This is a genomic window from Halorubrum sp. SD612 (assembly GCF_002135005.1).
The window spans coordinates 1-19,422 of sequence record NZ_NEWI01000053.1 but is presented as its reverse complement, the minus strand read 5'-3'; the positions used below and the strand labels follow the sequence as shown (position 1 = coordinate 19,422).

15 protein-coding genes and 1 pseudogene are annotated in these 19,422 nt (G+C 68.5%); 8 read left to right on the top strand and 8 right to left on the bottom strand.

Translation table 11 applies throughout. The features are described from left to right. Positions 1 to 534 (top strand): annotated as a pseudogene (locus B9G38_RS07995) (DEAD/DEAH box helicase); the annotation flags it as partial. Positions 535 to 584: 50 nt separating this feature from the next. On the opposite strand, the gene B9G38_RS07990 reads toward B9G38_RS07995, so the two are convergent. Continuing rightward, complete coding sequence (locus tag B9G38_RS07990; RefSeq protein ID WP_086220036.1) at positions 585 to 1,646, bottom strand: phytoene/squalene synthase family protein; 1,062 nt, start codon at positions 1,644 to 1,646, stop codon at positions 585 to 587. A gap of 177 nt (positions 1,647 to 1,823) precedes the next feature. Between B9G38_RS07990 and B9G38_RS07985 the strand changes: the two genes are divergently transcribed. Then, positions 1,824 to 2,969 carry an acyl-CoA dehydrogenase gene (locus B9G38_RS07985; protein WP_086215960.1) on the top strand — a complete coding sequence of 382 codons (1,146 nt, stop codon included), beginning with the start codon at positions 1,824 to 1,826 and terminating at the stop codon, positions 2,967 to 2,969. 28 nt (positions 2,970 to 2,997) lie between these two features. Here the strand turns inward: B9G38_RS07985 and B9G38_RS07980 are convergent, their stop codons facing one another. Both B9G38_RS07980 and B9G38_RS07975 read right to left on the bottom strand, forming a co-directional pair. Then, positions 2,998 to 4,998, bottom strand: coding sequence for a PH domain-containing protein (locus B9G38_RS07980; RefSeq protein WP_086220035.1), 2,001 nt, complete (start codon positions 4,996 to 4,998; stop codon positions 2,998 to 3,000). Continuing rightward, positions 4,995 to 5,459: a PH domain-containing protein gene (locus B9G38_RS07975; protein ID WP_049929933.1), complete on the bottom strand. Its 465-nt coding sequence runs from the start codon at positions 5,457 to 5,459 to the stop codon at positions 4,995 to 4,997. The genes B9G38_RS07980 and B9G38_RS07975 overlap by 4 nt, the downstream gene beginning before the upstream one ends. A 195-nt stretch (positions 5,460 to 5,654) precedes the next feature. Here B9G38_RS07975 and B9G38_RS07970 point away from each other — a divergent pair, with 195 nt between their 5' ends. After that, a complete protein-coding gene (locus B9G38_RS07970; protein WP_086220034.1) occupies positions 5,655 to 6,950 on the top strand; it encodes a Glu/Leu/Phe/Val dehydrogenase in 1,296 nt (431 codons plus the stop codon). A 45-nt stretch (positions 6,951 to 6,995) separates the two neighbouring features. On the opposite strand, the gene B9G38_RS07965 is transcribed toward B9G38_RS07970, so the two are convergent. Then, on the bottom strand, positions 6,996 to 7,730 hold the full coding sequence (locus B9G38_RS07965; RefSeq protein ID WP_086220033.1) for a YqjF family protein: 735 nt from the start codon (positions 7,728 to 7,730) through the stop codon (positions 6,996 to 6,998). Between the two features lie 67 nt (positions 7,731 to 7,797). After that, a complete protein-coding gene (locus B9G38_RS07960; RefSeq protein ID WP_086220032.1) occupies positions 7,798 to 8,751 on the bottom strand; it encodes a cation diffusion facilitator family transporter in 954 nt (317 codons plus the stop codon). Between the two features lie 173 nt (positions 8,752 to 8,924). Between B9G38_RS07960 and B9G38_RS07955 the strand changes: the two genes are divergently transcribed. Next, positions 8,925 to 9,626 carry an HD domain-containing protein gene (locus tag B9G38_RS07955; protein ID WP_049929926.1) on the top strand — a complete coding sequence of 234 codons (702 nt, stop codon included), beginning with the start codon at positions 8,925 to 8,927 and terminating at the stop codon, positions 9,624 to 9,626. Between the two features lie 60 nt (positions 9,627 to 9,686). Here the strand turns inward: B9G38_RS07955 and B9G38_RS07950 are convergent, their stop codons facing one another. Further along, positions 9,687 to 10,400: a TetR/AcrR family transcriptional regulator gene (locus B9G38_RS07950; protein WP_086220031.1), complete on the bottom strand. Its 714-nt coding sequence runs from the start codon at positions 10,398 to 10,400 to the stop codon at positions 9,687 to 9,689. 166 nt (positions 10,401 to 10,566) lie between these two features. Here B9G38_RS07950 and B9G38_RS07945 point away from each other — a divergent pair, with 166 nt between their 5' ends. Together B9G38_RS07945 and B9G38_RS07940 are read left to right on the top strand one after the other, a co-directional pair. After that, on the top strand, positions 10,567 to 12,273 hold the full coding sequence (locus B9G38_RS07945) for a COG1361 S-layer family protein (protein ID WP_086220030.1): 1,707 nt from the start codon (positions 10,567 to 10,569) through the stop codon (positions 12,271 to 12,273). Between the two features lie 108 nt (positions 12,274 to 12,381). Continuing rightward, positions 12,382 to 14,880: an RND family transporter gene (locus tag B9G38_RS07940; protein WP_086220029.1), complete on the top strand. Its 2,499-nt coding sequence runs from the start codon at positions 12,382 to 12,384 to the stop codon at positions 14,878 to 14,880. A gap of 43 nt (positions 14,881 to 14,923) precedes the next feature. Here B9G38_RS07940 and B9G38_RS07935 read toward each other — a convergent pair whose 3' ends face one another. Next, entirely contained in the window at positions 14,924 to 15,346 is a 423-nt protein-coding gene (locus B9G38_RS07935) for a hypothetical protein (RefSeq protein WP_086215967.1), read from the bottom strand. 283 nt (positions 15,347 to 15,629) lie between these two features. Between B9G38_RS07935 and coxB the strand changes: the two genes are divergently transcribed. Further along, positions 15,630 to 16,406 carry a cytochrome c oxidase subunit II gene (gene coxB / locus B9G38_RS07930; protein WP_086215968.1) on the top strand — a complete coding sequence of 259 codons (777 nt, stop codon included), beginning with the start codon at positions 15,630 to 15,632 and terminating at the stop codon, positions 16,404 to 16,406. Further along, positions 16,403 to 18,901 carry a cbb3-type cytochrome c oxidase subunit I gene (locus B9G38_RS07925; protein ID WP_086220028.1) on the top strand — a complete coding sequence of 833 codons (2,499 nt, stop codon included), beginning with the start codon at positions 16,403 to 16,405 and terminating at the stop codon, positions 18,899 to 18,901. The genes coxB and B9G38_RS07925 overlap by 4 nt, the downstream gene beginning before the upstream one ends. Positions 18,902 to 18,937: 36 nt before the next feature. Here the strand turns inward: B9G38_RS07925 and B9G38_RS07920 are convergent, their stop codons facing one another. After that, on the bottom strand, positions 18,938 to 19,411 hold the full coding sequence (locus tag B9G38_RS07920) for a hypothetical protein (protein ID WP_086220037.1): 474 nt from the start codon (positions 19,409 to 19,411) through the stop codon (positions 18,938 to 18,940). Between the last annotated feature and the right edge of the window lie 11 nt (positions 19,412 to 19,422).

Below are 19,422 nucleotides of genomic sequence, written 5' to 3'. Positions count from 1 at the left end.
GTCGACGACCTCGTTGCGGCCGAGATGGTCGCGCGGGAGACGGGCGGGGTCGAGGACTACCGCCTCGTCGCGACGGCGGTCGGCGAGACGACCTCGAAGCAGTACGTCCGCCCGGAGACCGGCGAGCGGATCGTCGCCGGCCTCCGCGCGGCGGCCGACCTGTCCGAGGCGACGACGCTCACCGCCTTCGAGGTGATCTGCGACACGCCGGACATGCAGGACACCTACCTCGGCAACGCCGAGCGGGCCGACATCTACCAGTTCGCCCGGAGCAACGCCGCACAGCTGACGACGGACATGACCGACCCGGACGACTTCGAGGGGTGGCTGGAGTCGGTGAAGACCGCCCGCATCCTAGACGAGTGGATCGGGGGCGCGACCGTCGAGGAGCTGGTCGAGCGGTACCGGATCGGTCCGGGCGACCTCGACTCCCGTGTCGAGCGCGCGGAGTGGCTGCTGAGCGCGGCCGAGGCGCTCGGGGAGACGACGGGCGTGCGCGTTCCCGCGGTGTCCCGGGCGCGGTCGCGGCTGTGAGCGACGAGGGATGCCGGGGAAAAACGAAAGCGGCGGCGACGCGCGGTGGCTCAGTCCGCCGAGCCGACCGCGCGGTGGAACGGCGTCCGGGCGATGGTCTGGCGCAGTTCCGCGAGCGAGTCGCGGCCGACGTCGCTCGCCGCGGACATCACCGCGAACACCTCCTGTCTGGACACCTTCACGCCGGTCTCGGTGAGCGCGTCTTCCGGGCGGGTCCCGAGCTCTCGGAGGGTACCGACCGCGAGCAGGTACGGGACCGTCCACGCCTCCATCGTGTTCCCGTTCGACAGCGGCATCGTCTCCAGGTACGCCTGCGCGTCGTCGAGGAACGAGCGGGCGTAGTCCGCGGTCCGGCCGACGACCCGCGCGGACGACTCGCGGTTCTCGGGGTGGACAACGCGCTCCTGCTCGACGCCCTCGGCCTCGAGCCACTCGGCAGGGAGGTAGACGTTGTTCTCCTCGGTGTAGTCGTCGTAGACGTCCTTCGAGACGTTGACGAGCTGGAGGAGGAGGCCGAACTCCTCGGCGGTCTCCCGCAGTCGCGTCGCGCGCTCCTCGGTGAGGTCGCCGCGGGTGAGCAGGTTCGTGATGAGGTTGCCGACGGTGCCGGCCGCGTAGTAGCAGTACTGTTCCAACTCGTCGCGGTCGTCGATGCGGAGTCCGCCCTCGGTCGCGTGACGCTCGACGAACATCGCCATCCCGTCGACCATCTCCAACACCGGCGGGACGATGGCATCCTGGGCCTCCGGGTCGAGCTCTTCGAACGTCGCAGCGATCGTGGGCGCCTCGGCGACGACGGTCCAGTCGTCGTCGCGCTCCGCGGGCAGCCACTCGTCGACCGACGCGCGGAACGCCGCGATGTCCGTCTCGTCGTCCGGATCGATCGATCGCCGGTACGTCCGCAACACGTCGCTCTGGGCGTCCGGCGGGATATGACCCGCGTCCTCGACCGTGTCGGCGACGCGGCAGAGGAGGTAGCCGACGCAGATCTGCGACGCCATCGGCTCCTCTAACACGTCGACAGTCAGCGCGAAGGTCCGCGAGACCCCCTGGACCGCCTCGTGACACCACTCGAGGTCGGCCTCGCCGGGGCCGTGTTCTCGTCCGCTCATTCAGTTGCCGGTATTTACGGCACAACGCATAAAAACCCTCGTGGAACGTCCGCCGGGCGTCGACCGCGGGACGGGCGGCCGAAATCGCACGACTCGACTCCCGTTAGCTCCGACGAACCGACGACCCGTGTACAATCGTGTGGAAACGGCTAAGTCCGCCCGGCCAAAGGCTCGGGTATGGAGTTCACGCTCACCGAAGAGCAGCGTCAGATACGCGACACCGTCGCGGAGTTCGTCGACGAGGAGGTCGTTCCGCGCGCGGCCGAGATCGACGAGACCGACGAGTTCCCCGCCGACCTGGTCGAGGAGATGGCCGACCTCGGTCTCATGGGCATGCCGTTCCCGGTGGAGTACGAGGGCGCGGGCCTCGACTACCACAGCTACGCGATCGGGCTCGAAGAGATCTCCCGCGGCTCCGGCGGGCTCGGGACGGTCGTCGCCGCCCACACCTCGCTGGCCGGCAACATGCTCTACGAGTTCGGCGACGAGGCCCAGAAGCAGGAGTACCTCACCGCGTTAAACACCGCCGAGGACATCGGCGCGTTCGCCCTCTCGGAGGCGGAGGCCGGCTCCGACGTGCCGGCGATGTCGACCACCGCGGAACGCGACGGCGACGGCTACGTCGTGAACGGCGGCAAGCTCTGGATCTCGAACGGCTCCGTCGCTGACACGGTCACCCTGTTCGCCAAGACCGACCCCGACGCCGGCCGGAACGGCATCTCCTCGTTCGTCGTGCGCCCCGAGGAGGACGACGGGTTCATCGTCGAGGGGACGGAGGACAAGCTCGGCGACAAGGGATGTCCGACCGCGGAGCTCCGGTTCGACGACATGTGGATCCCCGAGGACCGGCTGCTCGGCGAGGAGGGCGACGGGTTCGTCCACGCGCTGAAGACGCTCAACGGCGGGCGCATCACCATCGCGGCCCGGTCGGTCGGGATTGCGCGCGCGGCACTTAACGAGGCGAAATCCTACGCCCAACAGCGCGAACAGTTCGACCGCCCCATTTCCGACTTCCAGGCGATCCAGCACAAGCTCGCCGACATGGACACGAAGGCGCGCGCGGCGGAGCTGCTGATGCACGAGGCGGCCGACCTGAAGATGCGCGACGAGGACTACATCAAGGAGGCCGCGCAGGCGAAGCTGTACGCCTCGGAGATCGCCCGGGAGGTCGCCAACGAGGGCATCCAGATCCACGGCGGCTACGGCTACACCAAGGACTTCCCCGCGGAGCGGTTCTACCGCGACGCCAAGCTCTCGGAGATATACGAGGGAACGAGCGAAGTGCTCCGCAACACGATCGCACAACAGCTCCTCGACGAGTGAGCGGGCGGGGCCGCGCGGGCCACGCCCCTCAGCGGTCGTCTGGAGTCTCGCCCTCCCCGTCGCGGTCGCCGTCCCCGATGTCGCGATCGCCGTCCGCCGCGTCTCCGTCTGCCTCGCGCTCCTCGCCGGATCCCGGCCCGTGCGCCACGTCGGCGTCCGACGGGTTCTGGTCGACCGCGTACTCTCCGGTGTCGATCCGCTCCGCGGGCTCCGAGTAATCGCGATCGCTCGGCGAGAAGTCGGGCCGGACGACGCCGTCCTCGGGGATATCGAGGTCCTCCTCGGACGACGCCTCGCTCGCAACGTCGTCCGCCTCGGCGTCGGCGACCACGTCGTCGTCGGGTTCGTCGCCGGCGTCCCCGCTCCCTACGCCACCCTCGTCGACGCCGCCCCTCTCGTCTCCCGCGGGCTTCTCGCCTCCAGGGGGCTCCTCGTCTTCGGCGGGCTTCCCCTCCTCTGTGCGACTCCCGACGCTTCCGTCCGTCTCGTCGACTCCGTCCTCTCCCTCGTCGTCGCCGTCGAGCCATTCGAAGGAGTCGGCCCCGTCGCTTCGGCGGGCCGCGACGGCGGTCGCGAGGCGCTCGGTGAGGGTCTGCTTCAGCGCCTCGGCCTCGCCGACCTCGAAGTCGACGGCGGCCGCGTCGCTGCCGGTCAGCGAACCGGTGCCCGCCGTGTCGGCGACGATCGTCGCCACGCCCCACCGGCGCTGGAACACGGTCCGGCTGTCGATCACGTTCTGGATCCGGTAGTACGGGACGACGGCGACGGTCCGGCTCCAGAACCCGTTCCGCGTGAGGAGGTGGTCCTCGCCGACCCAGTAGCCGCGGTGTTTCCACTTCAGGTGCGCCGCGGGCGGGACGGCGAGGAGGAGGGCGGCCGCCCCGTACCAGAGGATCGACGGCGACACGTACCAGTTCACGCCGTACGCGATCCCGGTGAGGACGCCGACGATCAGCGTGTACCGGATGACGTACCGCCAGCGGATCCGCTTCGGCGGGCGGTTGAACTCCGGCGTCCCGAACGACTCGACCTCGTGTGCGAGCCGGTAGACGCGGTCGGTGGCGGCGATCGGGACGGCGGACTGGTTGCCCGACTCGCTCCCCTGTCCGGGGGCGTATCCCGCCGTCTCGATAGAGAGGCTCGCGTAGCCGAGCGCGCGCTTGGCGGGGTTGTCGGTGATCCGCAGCGCCTGGATCTTCTCCGTCGGGATCGACCCGCTGTATCGCCGGAACAGCCCGCGTTCGTAGCGCAGCTCGTCGCCGGCCCGCGAGAGCCGGAACCCGTAGTAGTTCGAGAAGGCGACGCCCGCGCCGATGAGCCACGACGCGATGAAGAGGGCCGCGACCCCGACGATCGCGGTCGCGGTCAGCGCGGCGGCCGAGGTCTCCGGCAGGAAGCTCGACAGCACCGGGAACGACCCGGAGCTGAGGAACGCCAGCAGCCCGATCAGGCGCCCGTCGAACGACAGCGCGCCGACCATGGCGAGCTCGCCGGGCGAGATGGCGAACAACACTTCCTCGTCGGGGCCGAACGCGTCGTCTCCACCGGGGCCGAACTCGTCGGCGTCGGTCCCCGACGCCTCGGCGTCGTCGTCTCGGCGGGCGCGTCCGGACTTCCGGCGCTGGACTTCGCGCTGGAGCCGCGTCGCCTCGTCGGGCGTGACGAAGCGGATCGACCCCTCGGTGCTGGAGCCGCCGGCGGTCTCTAAGTCGACCGCGGCGACGCCGATCGCCCGCTGAATCACGCCGCGGCTCACGTCGACGTTCTGGATCCGCCGGTACGGGATCTCCCGCTCGCGTCGCGAGATGACGCCGGAGGAAATGTCGAGCGTGTCCTCGGTGAGGACGTACTCGAACCGGCGGTAGTACGCGACCTCGTAGGCGAACGTGACGAGGAGGATGGCGGCGCCCCCGCCGACCGCCAACGGGAGCCCGAAGCCGCCGCTGTTCACGATCACGAACAGCGCGACGGCGGTCCCGGCCGCCTTCTGGAGCGCGCGGTACGGGACCGACTGCGGCGCAAGCTTCACACCGCGTCCTCCCCGTCGGCGCGGATCGCCAGCCGCTTCAACTCCTCGCGGAGGTCGCTCGCGCCGTCCGGCGTGAGTCCCGGGATCCGCACGTCCGCGCCCCGCGATCCGGCGGTGTACACCACGCAGGAGGCGAGCCCGACCGTCCGTTCGACCGGACCGCGGCGGGAGTCGACGTGTTGGATCCGCACCAGCGGCACCGTCGTCCGGACCTGCGTGACCACCCCGCGGTCGAGGTAGATCGCGTCCTCGCGGATCTCGTAGCTCCAGCGTCGGTACCGCAACAGCGCGTGGGCGACGGTGAGCGTCAGGACGACCCCTCCGACGGCGACCGGTGCCCACCGCGGGAGGTACTCGAAGTACGCGCCGCCGACGAAGGGAGCGGTGACGAGCGCAGACAGCAGCACCGCGCGGAGGACCCACACGACCTGGACTCGGGGATGGAGCGTCTGTGCCGTCATCGACGGTCCCCCGTCGCGTGTCCGTGTGTCATGTCCGCGGCTTGTTCCCCCCGACGTATAAGTCCGGTCGGACGTGGCCGGAAGGCTTCGACGTGCGAGCGCCGATCCGCGGGCGTCGATTGCCGTGATTGTTATCATCTATCAAAGGAGAAACTTGCCGAAACCAATATCACGAACGATCGAGTCGTGGTCGCCATGGCCGACGATCCGTTCGAGAACATGCTCGCCCAGATGGACCGCGCCGAGGAGTACGCAGACGTGGACCACGGGGTGTTCGAGCGGCTCAAGCACCCGGAACGCACGCTGAAGGTGACGCTCCCGGTAGAGCTGGAGTCCGGGGAGGTCGAGGTGTTCGAGGGGTACCGCTGTCAGTTCGACAGCGCCCGCGGACCGTTCAAGGGCGGCGTTCGGTTCCACCCGACGGTCACGCAGCGAGAGGTCGAGGCGCTCGCCGGGTGGATGACGTGGAAGACTGCCCTGGTCGACCTCCCGTACGGAGGCGCCAAGGGCGGCGTGATCTGCGAACCGAAAGACCTCACCGAACGCGACCTCGAACGGCTCACCCGGCGGTACACCGAGGGGATCCGTCGGATGATCGGTCCCGAGATCGACGTGCCCGCGCCGGACATGAACACGAACCCGCAGACGATGGCGTGGATGATGGACACCTACTCGATGTACGAGGGGTACTCCGTCCCGCAGGTCGTCACCGGGAAGCCGCTTGAGATCGGCGGGACGCCGGGTCGCGTGGAGGCGACCGGTCGCGGCGTCTCGCTCGTCACGGAGCGGCTCTTCGAGTACCTCGACCGCGACCTGTCGGACACGACGATCGCGATTCAGGGGTTCGGGAACGTCGGGTCGAACGCGGCCCGACTCCTCGACGAGGGGGGCGCCAACGTGGTCGCCACCTCGGACGTGTCGGGCGCGGCCTACGACCCCAACGGGCTCGACGTGGCCGCGCTCGGCGCGCACGTCGACGCCGGCGGACTGGTCGAGGAGTATGTCGCGGGCGAGATCCGCGGCGGCGCGAGCACCGCCGACTCCCGCTGGGACGACCCCGACCAGATCACCAACGCGGAGCTGCTCACGCTCGACGTCGACGTGCTCATCCCGGCCGCCGTCGAGGGCGTGATCACCGCCGACAACGTCGACGACCTCCGTGCGTCGGCGGTCGTCGAGGCGGCGAACGGCCCGACGACCGTCGCGGCCGACAAGGCGCTCACCGAGCGCGACATCCAGGTCGTGCCGGACATCCTCGCGAACGCGGGCGGCGTCATCGTCTCCTACCTGGAATGGGTCCAGAACGCGCAGGAGTTCTCGTGGCCGCTGGAGACGGTTAACGCCGAGCTTGAGCGGCGCATCGGGAGCGCCTTCGACAAGACCGTCGAACAGTACGACACGAAGGAGCTCCCCGACCTGCGGACCGCCGCCTACACGCTCGCCTTGGAGCGCACCGCGAAGGCTCACGAGTACCGCGGACTGTTCCCGTAGCCGGCCGGTCGCGGTCGCTTCCGGCCGCGGACGCTCCGCTCGGCGTCAGGCCCGCCTGATCCGGTCGGCGGTGACCGCGATCGGCTCGGCGTAGTGGAGGATCGGGTCGCCGTCGGGGGCCTCGAAGCCGTTCGCCGCGAACAGCGTGTTCGCCCGGATATCCGCCTCGGCCGGCCGCAGCGTCCACGGGTCGTGTTCGATCTCGCCCACGTACAGCTGCCCGCTCTCTCCCGCGGTGTAGAACCGGTAGTTCTCCAGTAAAAACGCCGGCAGCGACCCGATATCCGGGGTGAACGCCTCGCCGGCCGGCGCGTAGGTCGCGTCGAACCGCGCGTGCGGGACGCCCTCGTGGACGCGACGGCTCGCGAAGCGGACGGCGTCGCGCGCGTCCGCGTCGACGCCTCCCTGCCCCGCGCCGCCGCTCGCCGCGGTGCCCCGAACGTCGGTCTCGGCGCGGTAGTACGGGAGCCGGAACAGCCCGCGGGCGACCGCGACGCCGAGACGATCGTCGGCGTCGAGGCTGTAGAAGTAGACGCCGGGACCGTTCGGCCCCTCGACGTAGGTCCGGAGGTTGAGTTCGGGGAACGACAGCCCTCGTGGAACCCCGCGCGGACGGATGTCATCCATCACGAACGGGACGACGCCGAGGTACGCGTCGCCGTCGTGAGTCGCGACCGAGAGCCCGTCGGGCAGCGCCGCGGCGACGGTCGACGGGTCGACGGGCCAGTGTGCGAACAGTCCGTCCCGCCACGTCATCTCCAGCCAGCGGCGACCAAGCATACCGATTTGTACGTGACGAGGGGGCAAAACCCGCACGACACCGGCGGTTTCGGACCCCCGCCGACGGTCACTCTCGCGGGCCGGCGTCGTCCCCGCGATCGGCCGCGGAGTCGGGCGCCTCCGGCGCGTCCTTCCACTCGCCGAGGCCAGACGGATCGAGGTGGACGTGGACGTCGCCGACGTCCTCCAGTCCGCGCAGGGTCGTGACGAGCTCCGTCTCCACGCTGTGGGCCTCTCGGAGCGTCATCTCCCCGTCGACCTCGACGTGGACCTCGACCTCCAGGTCGGTTCCGTCGTAGAACACGGTCAGGTCGTGGACGCCCTCGACGGCGGGGTTGTCGCGGAGGGCGGCGACCACGCGCTCGCGGTCGCCCGGCGGCGGCGCGCCCCCGACGAGGTACGTGACGTTCTCACGGCCGATCTCGATCCCCTGGTAGACGACGAGGAGGCTGACGAGCGCGCCGGCGACGGGATCGAGAACGGGCACGTTCAGGAACACGCCGAACACGCCGACCAGGGCGGCGATCGTGGTGTAGATGTCGTTGAGACAGTCGACCGCGAGGGCGGCGAGCGCCGTCGAGCCCAGGTCGGCGTTCACCAGTTCCGTGTACCGATACAGCAGGTACATGTCCGCCATCGCGAACAGCAGCGCCCCGGCGAGGAGGAGGCTCGCCCGCACCTCCACCGGGCCGACGAACCCGAGCACGGACTCGCGCAACAGGAGCAGCCCGAGGACCGCCACCGTCGCGCCGACGAACAGCGCCGTCAGCGGCTCGATCCGCTGGTGGCCGTGCGGGTGCGTCTCGTCCGCGCTCTCGTACCGCGATCCCCCCCAGACGAACACGACCGCGCTGGCGACGAGGTCGGCGACGGAGTGCGCGGCGTCGGCCAGCAGCGCCACGCTGTTGAACGCGAGCCCCGTCGCGCCCACGACGGCTATCTTCGCCGCGTTGCCCGCGACGTTCACCGCCGCGGCCCGCTGGAACCGAGCGCGGTCGTCGTTCCCGAAGGGACTCAACATAGCAGTCGGTGCGCCCGCGACCCTGTTAAGCGTCTCGCGTCGCGTCAACGCTCGCCGCATCGCCGGAAGGCGGCCGCTAGCGACGGCCGTCTCGCGCCCGAAGACTCCGTCGTAACGCCTAAGACCGAAACGCTCCTCGCCTACGGTAATGAATCACGATCTTTTCGCCCGAGGTGGTCCCGGTGGGCGTCGAAATTAAGGAAACGGAGGTGAGCGACGAGGATTTCGAGGAGATGAAAGGCTTCGTCCGCGACTACCTCGCGGCCAGCGTCGAAAGCGAGGACGACGGCGGGCGCATGCGCTGGTACCCCTGGCACTCGGCGTCGTACCGGTTCAACCACATCCTCAACGTCGTCGACCTCGCGACAGAGATCGCCGAGGCGGAGGGCGCCGACGTGGACGTGGTCCGCGTCGCGGCCGTCTTTCACGACGTCGCCAAGCTGGAGGCGGAGCAGGACGTCCACGCGGAGGCCGGCGCGCGCGTCACCCGCGAGTACCTCCAGAGCCGCGGCAACTACCCCGAGTCGTTCATCGAGGAGGTGTGCGGGGCGGTCGTCGACCACTCGTACACCGGCGACCTCGACGACGTGCCCCTCGAGAGCCGGTGTCTGATCGAGGCCGACGTGCTCGACAAGGTCGGCGCCAACGGCGCGGTCCTCATGCTGTTGCGCATGGGGTACGAGTCGCGCACGCACATGGACTCCGCGAAGATGGTCGACCGCGTGCTCCAGCGAGCGCACGACCATACCGACCGCGTCGTCTCCGACACCGCCGAGAGCATCGCCCACCAGCGGATCAAACGCGTGAAGTGGCTCCGCGAGTGGCTCGAAGAGGAGGTCTCCAAGATGGACGCCGACGGCGTCACCGACCGCTGAACCGGTCCCCTTCCTCCCGGCAGCCGCCGGAAACGAGGCCAGTCGCCGCCGAGAGCGAACTCAGTCCGCTTCGTCCGTCTCCACCAGCGGCAGGACCCGTTCGAGGTACCCGTCGATCCCGGCGCGGGAGTCGTCGACCCAGGCTCCCCCGTTGGTCGTCGTCCAGCGGAACATCCCCCCGGTCGCGAACGTCTGGAGGGTCGCGACGACCTCCTCAACAGGTACCGATGGTGGGCTGGCTCCCGCTGCGTGCCCGTCGGGCGCCTCCGTCTCGGCCGCGGCCTCGCGGACGAGCCGCTCTAGGTACTCGCCGAAGACCCGGTCGCTGCGGTCGAAGTGCTCGCGGTACGCCTCGTCGTTCGCGGCCTGCGCGCGGAGCTCCGTCATCACCGTGACGAACTGCGCGTCCGGTGCGTAGGCGCCGTCGAGGGACGCGGGATCGACCGCTGCCGTGAGGTAGATGTCGAGCTCGTCCCGGGCCGAGCGCTCCGGAGGCGCCTCGGCGGCCGGCTGCGAGTCGCCGCCGCTGACGGGCGGGGGGTCGCCGCTGTCGGAAATCGAGGCCTCGAACTCGTCGAGCAGGAACCCCATGAGGTCGACGAGCAGGTCGTCTTTGCCGTCGTAGTGGTGGTACACCAGCGACGGGCTCTTGTCGAACTCGTCGCCGATCCGCTGGATCGTGACGCTCGCGTACCCGTGCTTCCGGAGCGCGCGGAACGCCGCGCCGAGGATCGCTTCCCGCGTGTTCGTCGGCTCCGCGAACGGTCCGTCCATGTTCTGGATACTGGCGCCGACTATATATCGGCCCTGATTGAACATTCATTCAACACGCTTATTTCGATGGCGACTGACAGGAACCTATGACTCGTCACGCTCCGCCGCGGTACGACCGGTCGCCGTTCGCGACCAAACGCACCCCAAGCGACGGCGGAGGTGACCGATGAGCCGGCCGACGCGGCTCGCGACGGCCGCGCTCGCCGTCGTCGCGGCGAGCGCACTGCTCGTCGGCGTCTCGCTCGCCGGCGCCGCGGCGCCGAGCGCGGGCGCGCCGTCCGGCGGCGACGTCGCCGCGTTGTCGGGAGTCGACGGTCCGACCGCCGACGGCACCGTCGCGCAGACGGAGTCGAATCCGACCCCCAGACAGGTCCGCGGGTCGCCCGTGCTGGAACTGTTCGCCACCCAGCGGACGGTTCCGAGCGGCGCCGAGTCGACCCTCACGATCGACATCGTCAACACCGGCGAGATGTCGATCGGCAACCAGCTTGACTCCCGCGTCACCACCGCTCGCGGGCTCACCCTCGAGATCGACGACAGCGGCGTGCCGATCGACGTAGAGGACGGCAAGATCCCGGTCGGAGACGTTCGGACCGCCGCGAGCCCGGTCTCCGTGCCGCTCGACGTGACGGTGCCCGACGACGTGCCCGACGGCCGGTACGAGGTCGAGGCGACGGCCCGCTACCGGTACACCTTCGAGATCATCCCCGAGTTCAACGACCACAAGGACCGCCGCGGGATCGAGGACTTCGACCTGACCATCGTCGTCGACGACGGCGCCCGCTTCGCGGTCATCGAGACCGACACCGACGCGCAGGTCGGCGGCAGCGGCGACGTGGCCGTCACGCTGTCGAACGTCGGCGACGAGACCGCGCGCGACGCGGTCGTCTCCGGCACCACGACCGCGCCCGGCGTCACCCTCGGGCAGGGCGGCGGGCAGGCGTTCGTCGGCGACTGGGCGCCCGGCGAGAACCGGACGGTGACGTTCGACTCCTCCGTGGCGGAGTCGTTCCCCGGCGGCGCCTACGCGCTCTCCTCGACCGTCGACTACCGCGACCCGAACGGAATCGACGCGACCGCGGCGGCCGCCCGCGCCGGCGTCGTTCCGATCCGTGAGCAGTCGTTCGCGCTGCGCAACGTCTCCGGCACGCTCGAAGTCGGGTACTCCGGCACGGTCTCCGGCACGATCACGAACGAGGGCCCGCTCGACGTCGAGAACGCCGTCCTCGTCGCGGACTCCGGGAGTAACCGCGTGAGCCTCGGCGAGAGCCGGTACGCGCTCCCGACGATCCCGGCCGGCGAGTCGGCGATCTTCACCTTCGACGCCGACGTGAGCGGGAGCGCCGACCCCGGCCCCCGACAGTTCCGGTTCACCACCGAGTACGACAGCGGCGACGCGACGCTCTCGGTCGAGAAGACCCGCCGCGTCGAGGTAGCGCCCCGGCAGCCCGAGTTCGAACTGGCCGTCGAGAACGCCACCGTCACGGCGGGCGAGACCCGCCGAATCAACGCCACGATCACGAACCGGCGGCCGGAGACGCTCTCCTCGATCAACGCCGGACTCTACGCCGACAGCCCGCTGACGGCGGTCAACGACGAGGCGTTCGTCGACGAGCTCGAACCCAGCGAGTCCGCTGAGATCTGGTTCGAGGTGTCCGCCGCTTCGGGGGCGAGCGTCGAGGACCACCCAATCGAGCTCGACATCCGGTACGAGGACGAGCGGGGCAACGACCGCATCTCCGACATCACGCAGGTCCCGGTCACGGTGACCGCCGCCGTCGATGACGGCGGGCGCCCCGTCGGCCTGATCGCCGTCGCCGCCCTGCTCGTCGTCGCCGCGGCCGGCGGCGCCGTCTGGTACCGACGGCGGTGATCCGATGAGGGGACACGCCACCGTTCGCGCGACGGAGCGCCACCGCCTTCGCTCCCCGTCGGCCAGCCTTCCGTCGCCAACGAGTGAACGTCGGACAGCGGGGCGACCGTGACCGCTGTCGACCGGCTGATCGAGGAGATCGACCGCGTCGTCACGGAGCGGCCGCTGGCGGTCATCGCGGTCTTCATCCTCGTGACCGCCGCGTTCGCGGGCGGTCTGACCGGCATCGAGACGAACGCCGGCACGGACCAGTTCACGCAGGACATCCCCGCACAGCGGGCGCTCGACGACATCGACGAGGAGTTCGAGACGTCGATCGGCGGCTCCGCCACCTCCGCGCAGGTGATCGTCTCCGACGACAACGTCCTCTCTCGCGACGCGCTGCTGCGGACCTTGGAGACCCAACACCGGCTGGAGTCGCGGTCGACGCTCCGGGTCGCGTCGACGTCGAGCCACGCCGACGCGGTCGCCCGGCAGCTGGACTCGACCGCCGCGAGCGCGGCCGAGCGACGCGACGCCGTGGCCGAGGCGACGCCCGCCGAACTGCGGGCCGCCATCGCCGACGCCGACGCGACGGGCGCGATCGCGGCGCAGGTGTCCGTCGACTACAACCCCACCGCGCAGGCGGCCGACACCGCGATCGTGGGGATCACGTACGACCTTCCGGCGTCGGCGACGACGGCGCGGGTGACGGAGCTCCAGACCCGCAGCGTCGACGTCGTCGACTCCGTCCCGGGCAACGTCGCCGGCGAGAACGCGATCCTCTTCGGCGACGGCGTCCTCCAGTCCGAGATAACCGCGCTGTTGACCGACACCGCGATCATCGTCTTTCCGGCGGCGCTCATCCTGATCGTCGGATTCCTGATCTTCTCGTACCGCGACCCGTTCGACATGGCGATCGGGCTGTCAGCACTGCTCATGTCGCTCCTGTGGACGTTCGGGTTCATGGGGTACGCCGGGATCCCCTTCTCCAACTCGCTCGTGACGGTGTTTCCGCTCCTGCTCGCGGTCGGGATCGACTTCGGCATCCACATCGTCAACCGCTACCGCGAGGAGCGGGCGACCGGGGCCGGGATCGAGCGGTCGATGCGGACCACGACCGACCAGCTGCTCATCGCCTTCCTGCTGGTGACGATCACCACCGTGTTCGGGCTCGTCTCCAACGTCGCGAGCCCGTTCGACCCCAACCGCGACTTCGGGATCGTCGCGGCCGCCGGGATCACGTTCACGCTGATCATCTTCGGCGTCTTCCTCCCGGCCGCGAAGGTGTTCTCTGACCGGTGGCGCGAGGGGCTCCCGATCCCGGAGTTCGGCACGAGCGCGCTCGGCACCGGCGGCTCGCGGATCGCGCGCGTCCCCCGCGTCGGCGTCGACCTCTCGCGGATCGCTCCGGTCGCGGTCGTCGTGCTCCTCCTCCTCGGCGGCGCCGCCGGCGGCGCCTACGGCTCCGGCGTGGACACGGAGTTCTCGCAGGAGGCCTTCTTCCCGGATCAAGACCGGTTGGAGACGTACGCGGAGCTGCCAGAGCCGTTCGCGCCGACCGACTACACGTTCCTCGACGTGCTGACGCTGTTCGAGGAGGAGTTCGAACAGGACTTTGTGGGGTCGGTGACGCTGTACATCGACCAGTCGGTGAGAGACGACGACGCCCTGGAACTGATCGACCGGACCGCGCGGAACCCGCCGGAGACCTTCGCGACGACCGACGAGCGCCGCGCGCAGGCGACGAGCGTCGTCACCGTGATCGACGACCGCGCGTCGCGTGACCCCGAGTTCGCGGCGTTGGTAGAGCGCAACGACCGCCTCGGGAACGGCGTGCCCGACCGCAACGTCGACGAAGTGTACGACGCGCTCTTGGACTCCTCCGCGGAGAGCCGCGCCCGAGGATACGTGGCGGCCGACCGCGGCAGCGCGCGCGTCGACTTCACGATCAAACCGGGCGTCGACGACTCCGAGGCGGTCGCCGACGTGCGCGACCTCGCCGAGCGCACGCCGCTCGAAGCGGTGCCGACCGGCTCCCTCGTGGTCAACGAGGCCGTGATCGACCTGCTGACCGAGTCGGCGATCCGGAGCCTGTTCGCCGCCTTCGGGCTCACGGCGCTGTTCTTGGCGCTGTCGTACGCGTACTTGGAGGGGAAAGCCGTCTACGGCTTCCTGAACCTCGTTCCCGTCCTCGTCACCGTCGGGCTGCTCATCGGGTCGATGCGGCTGTTCGACATCCCCCTGACACCGATCAACGCCCCCATCCTCTCGGTGTCGATCGGGCTCGGGGTGGACTACACCGTCCACTTCGTCCACCGGTTCGTCGACGAGTATCAAGAGGGGCTCCCGATCGACGAAGCGCTCGACGTCACCATCGCCGGGACCGGCGGCGCGCTCACAGGCAGCATGCTCACCACGGTCTCCGGGCTTGGCGTCCTATGGCTCGCGGTGATCCCCCTGCTTCGCGACTTCGGCGTCCTGCTCGCGCTGGGCGTGTTCTACGCCTACCTCTGTTCGATCCTGCTCGTGCCGTCCCTCGTCGTCGTGTGGGACCGGTACGGCTCGCGCGTCGGGCTCGGGCTCGACGACGGGCTCCGCGGTTCCGGCGCCGAGAGCGGGCGCTGACGGTCGAAGGGTTTCGCCGGGGAGAGAACGCGTTTCCCGTCGATCAGCCGACGACGCCGACGAGAAGCTGGACCGTGACGAGGACGAGGAACGCGGCGCCGGTCGCGAGGGTGCCGGCGGCGACGCCGTGCGCGTTTCCGAGTCCGCGGCTCCGCGTCGCGAAGTACGCGCCGAGGAAGACGAAGCCAACGAGGAGCAGCCCGACGATCAGGTACGCGACGTTCACTAGGGTGCCGGCGAGCCCCTCTGGGATACCGAAGCTCCCGACGCCGAGGATGATGCTGCCGCCGAAGAGGACGGTGACGCCCACGAACGAGATCGCCCACACGACTGGCGTCCGGGCGATGTCGCCGAGCGTCTCGACGATCGCCTCGTAGCTACCGCCGTCGCCGTCGCGACCGGGCGCCGCTCGCTTCGCGCCGATCTCGGCGACCGCGACGAAGGTGGCGACGACGAGGAGGCCCATCAGCCCCGTACTCAAGAGGGTTAGTGATGTCATGGATATCTGTTGTTAGGGCCTCCGTTCGCGCGTACAAATACCCTTCGACGCGCGAGTTCCCCGCGTTCCGACACGTGCGCCCGTGCCGTTCGCTGCGTGTCCCGCTCGACCGTCGCCGGGTTCGTCGGCGGAGCGGCTCCGGCTCCGCTCGGGTGCCTGAATCGCTGCCTCTCTCGTCCGATCGCCCGGCCCGCTACACAAGAGATAAGTGTACCATCGCCAAGGGAGGTACAAGGGCAGACAGACGAACATGATAGATCCAGTTATCCTACAACAGGGGAGTGACTGGCGCGCACAGGCGGAGGTCTTCGACGAGATCTTCTTCGTCTTCCTCGCGCTCGGCACCCTCGTCGGCACCATCGTCGTGGCGTACACGCTGTGGAACGTGTACAAGTACCGCGACGACGGGAACCGGTCGGACGAAGAGTTCGACGCGCCGGTCGTCGGCGAGCTCCCCACGGGACAGGGCGGTCCGAAAGCGAAGAAGCTCTTCCTCTCGTTCGGGTTGAGCGCGATCGTCGTCATCAGCCTCGTCGTGTACTCGTACGGGCTACTCCTCTACGTCGAGGACGGACCGGACACCGGCGACGAGGGCGACATCGAGATCATGGTCGAAGGCTACCAGTACGGGTGGGAGTACGAGTACCCGAACGGGCACACCGAACGGGGTGAACTGATCGTGCCCGCTGACCAGCGAATCGATATTAATGTGACCTCAAGGGATGTCTGGCACAACTTCGGCTCGTCGGATTTGCGGATAAAGACCGACGCTATTCCCGGTGACTACAACGAGAACTGGTTCTCAGTGAGCTCCGAGGACGTCGCAGCGCAAGGCGGTGAGGCGACGTACCCCGTCGAGTGCTTCGAACTGTGCGGTCCGGGTCACTCCGCAATGGAAGGACAGATAACCGTCATTCCGGAAGACGAGTGGGAAGAGTGGTACGATAATACCGGAAACGGCTCCGAAAGCGCCAGTATCGAGGCCTCCGGGCTCGGAGCTGTGACACAGAGCGGGGTGAGCGCATGAGCGAACTACCGCCGACGACCTCCGTCAAGCGCTGGCTAGTCACGACCAACCACAAGGACATCGGGATCCTGTACACGATCACAGCGCTGTTCTTCCTGCTGTTCGGCGGCGTGATGGCGCTGCTCATCCGCCTCCAGCTGTGGGATCCGACGAGCCAGATCCTCTCTGGGCTGGCGTACAACGAGGCCGTCACCGCGCACGGGTTGATAATGGTGTTCTGGTTCCTTTCGCCGTTCGCGTTCGGGTTCGCGAACTACTTCGTCCCGCTTCAGATCGGCGCGGACGACCTTGCATTCCCGCGGCTGAACGCGCTGTCTTACTGGATGTACCTGTTCTCTGGCGCGCTGCTCGGGATCAGCTTCTTCCAAGGCGGTACGCTGACCGCAGGTTGGACGATGTACGCGCCGCTCAACGTGCCGATGTACACGCCCGGTATCGGGTCGACCGGCGCGATCCTCGCGCTCACAATGTTCATTATCGGCGTCACCGCGTCGACGGTGAACTTCCTCACGTCCATCCATCACTCCCGCGCTGAGGGGATGGGAATTATGGACATGCCGCTGTTCTCGTGGTCGATCCTCGCGACCGTGTGGATGATGCTGTTCGCGTTCGCGGCGCTGCTCGGTGCGCTGTTGATCCTCGGCTCCGACCGGGTGCTTGGGAGCGTCTACTTCTCCGCAACTGAGGGCGGGGCCCTGCTGTGGAGCCATCTCTGGTGGTTCTTCGGCCATCCGGAGGTGTATATCGTCTTCTTCCCGGCGCTCGGGGTCATGCTGGAGCTGTTCCAGACGTTCTCCGGCCGACGCCTCGTCGGTCGCAAGTGGGTCATCATCTCCATCTGCTTGATCGCCGTTCAGTCGTTCCTCGTGTGGATGCACCACATGTTCTTGACGACGATCAACCTGGAGATCAAGACGCTGATGATGGCGACGACAATCGGTATCTCGCTTCCCTTCGACCTGATTGTCTTCTCGCTGATCTACACGCTGATTAAGGGGCGGATCCAGTTCACGACGCCGTTCCTGTTCGCGTTCGGCGCGCTACTGTTGTTCATCCTCGGTGGGATTACTGGCGTCTTCCTCGGCGCTATCGTACTCGACTACGAGTTCCGCGGCACCTACTGGGTGGTCGCGCACTTCCACTACGTGATGTTCGGCGGGGCGACGGCGCTCGTCGGCGCAATCTACTACTGGTTCCCGAAGGTGACCGGGAAGATGTACGACGAGTTCCTCGGAAAGCTCCACTTCGCCACGTTCTTCCTCGGCTTCAACGCCGTCTACTTCTCGATGTTCCTCGCCTGGGAGACCCCGCGCCGGGTGTTCGAGTACAATCCCGAGTTCCAGATCTACCACCAGTTCGGGACGATCGGGGCGTTCGTGCTCGGGTTCTCATTCTTCATCATGTTCTACAACCTAGGGAAGTCCTACGTCTCCGGCGAGTCGGCCGGCGCCAACCCGTGGGACTACTCGCGGACCGCGGAGTGGGCGATCTCCTCGCCGCCACCGCTTGAGAACTGGCCGAACCGACCGTCGTACGCCTCCGGAAAACTGGAGTTCGTGAAGGATTACGTGCCCGACGGCGGTCCCGCGATGAAGACGGACGACAACGGCGATGTCGCCACGGACGGCGGTGACACCCACTCGTCGCACATCTCGAGATATGCTCACTGGGACAAACATCCGAGTCACGCGAGTATCTGGCCGTTCGCGCTGTCGCTCGCCCTCGGAGTCCTGCTGTTCGGCCTCTCCGGCTTCGCCAACTCCGTCACCGTCGAGCTTGGCGAGACGGCGCTCCAGAGCGATGTCATCATCTCCAACCTGCTCTACCCGACCGCGATCCTAGCCGGGATCGGCGGGCTCCTCTACACCGGCGTGAAGTGGGGTACTGAGGACTTCTACGCCCCGCCGACCGAGTTCGCCGAGCGGTGGCCGTTCAACGGCGTCGAGAAGGTCAAGTTGGGAATGTGGTTCTTCCTGGCGTCCGACGTTCTCGTCTTCGGCGCGCTGCTGTCTGCGGCCATCTTCATCCGCTACAACGCGGGCTGGATGACGTGGGAGCCGCTGACCGACCCGCTACCCGGACTGATCAACACCTTCGTGCTGCTCACGTCCTCGTTCACTGTAATCTTAGCGCTGGTCGCGGCCCGCCGGAAGAGCCGGCAGGGCCTGCTGGCGTCGCTGGGGTCGACCATCCTGCTCGGGTTCGTCTTCATGGCGATCAAGATGTGGGAGTGGAACCACGAGGTCTTCGACAAGGGCGTCACCATCTCGGCGAACGCTCATGGTGACCCGATCCAGGCGTCGATCTACTACGTCACGACCGGGCTTCACGGGATCCACGTGCTACTCGGGTTGGTGGTAGCCATCTTCCTGTTCGTCAGGGCGTACCAGGGCCACTACCTCGACGACGAGCGGCCGATCGAGTACTTCGGCCTCTACTGGCACTTCGTGGACATCGTCTGGGTGTTCGTCTTCCCGCTGTTCTACCTCTTCTGAGGCCGGTCGCGGTCCGGTCTTTTTCTCTTTCGTCACTCACGTAGCGTCGTCGCCGAGCGGCTCGGCGCACCACTGACAGAAGTCGACGGTCGGGTTGGTCTCCTTGTCACACTCCGGACAGCGCGCGGTCTCGTCGCTCGTCGTCTCCGTTGACGGCGCGGCCGGGCCGTCGACCGTTCCGCCGGCGGTCGGCTCCGCGGAGTCGGCCGAGCGGGCCGCGTCGCGTTCCCGCTCGTGTTCGGGGTTGTTGCGGAGCGCCACGACGTACGCGTCGATCACGCTCGCGCCCACGACCGCGGCGGCGGGGGCCACGTCCCGAAGCGGCGGGGACTCGCCGGCGAGGACGCCGGAGATCGCCGACTCGGGGACGAACACGAAGACCACGGCGGTGACCGCGACGTACCAGCCGAACGCGCGGGCCCACCGGCGGAGGTATGCGTGACCGAGCCCGGAGACGACGAGCGCGAGCAGGGCGGCGAGCCAGGGTCGCCGCCGAGTGTGTTCAGACATGAGCGTCCGTA

Bases quoted from the DNA above. Each gene is read 5' to 3' on its own strand.
- B9G38_RS07985 (WP_086215960.1), top strand. From the start codon at position 1,824: ATGGAGTTCACGCTCACCGAAGAGCAGCGTCAGATACGCGACACCGTC.
- B9G38_RS07925 (WP_086220028.1), top strand. From the start codon at position 16,403: ATGAGCGAACTACCGCCGACGACCTCCGTCAAGCGCTGGCTAGTCACG.
- B9G38_RS07920 (WP_086220037.1), bottom strand. From the start codon at position 19,411: ATGTCTGAACACACTCGGCGGCGACCCTGGCTCGCCGCCCTGCTCGCG.
- B9G38_RS07950 (WP_086220031.1), bottom strand. From the start codon at position 10,400: ATGGACGGACCGTTCGCGGAGCCGACGAACACGCGGGAAGCGATCCTC.
- B9G38_RS07970 (WP_086220034.1), top strand. From the start codon at position 5,655: ATGGCCGACGATCCGTTCGAGAACATGCTCGCCCAGATGGACCGCGCC.
- B9G38_RS07975 (WP_049929933.1), bottom strand. From the start codon at position 5,459: ATGACGGCACAGACGCTCCATCCCCGAGTCCAGGTCGTGTGGGTCCTC.
- B9G38_RS07965 (WP_086220033.1), bottom strand. From the start codon at position 7,730: ATGCTTGGTCGCCGCTGGCTGGAGATGACGTGGCGGGACGGACTGTTC.
- B9G38_RS07960 (WP_086220032.1), bottom strand. From the start codon at position 8,751: ATGTTGAGTCCCTTCGGGAACGACGACCGCGCTCGGTTCCAGCGGGCC.
- B9G38_RS07945 (WP_086220030.1), top strand. From the start codon at position 10,567: ATGAGCCGGCCGACGCGGCTCGCGACGGCCGCGCTCGCCGTCGTCGCG.
- coxB (WP_086215968.1), top strand. From the start codon at position 15,630: ATGATAGATCCAGTTATCCTACAACAGGGGAGTGACTGGCGCGCACAG.
- B9G38_RS07935 (WP_086215967.1), bottom strand. From the start codon at position 15,346: ATGGGCCTCCTCGTCGTCGCCACCTTCGTCGCGGTCGCCGAGATCGGC.
- B9G38_RS07990 (WP_086220036.1), bottom strand. From the start codon at position 1,646: ATGAGCGGACGAGAACACGGCCCCGGCGAGGCCGACCTCGAGTGGTGT.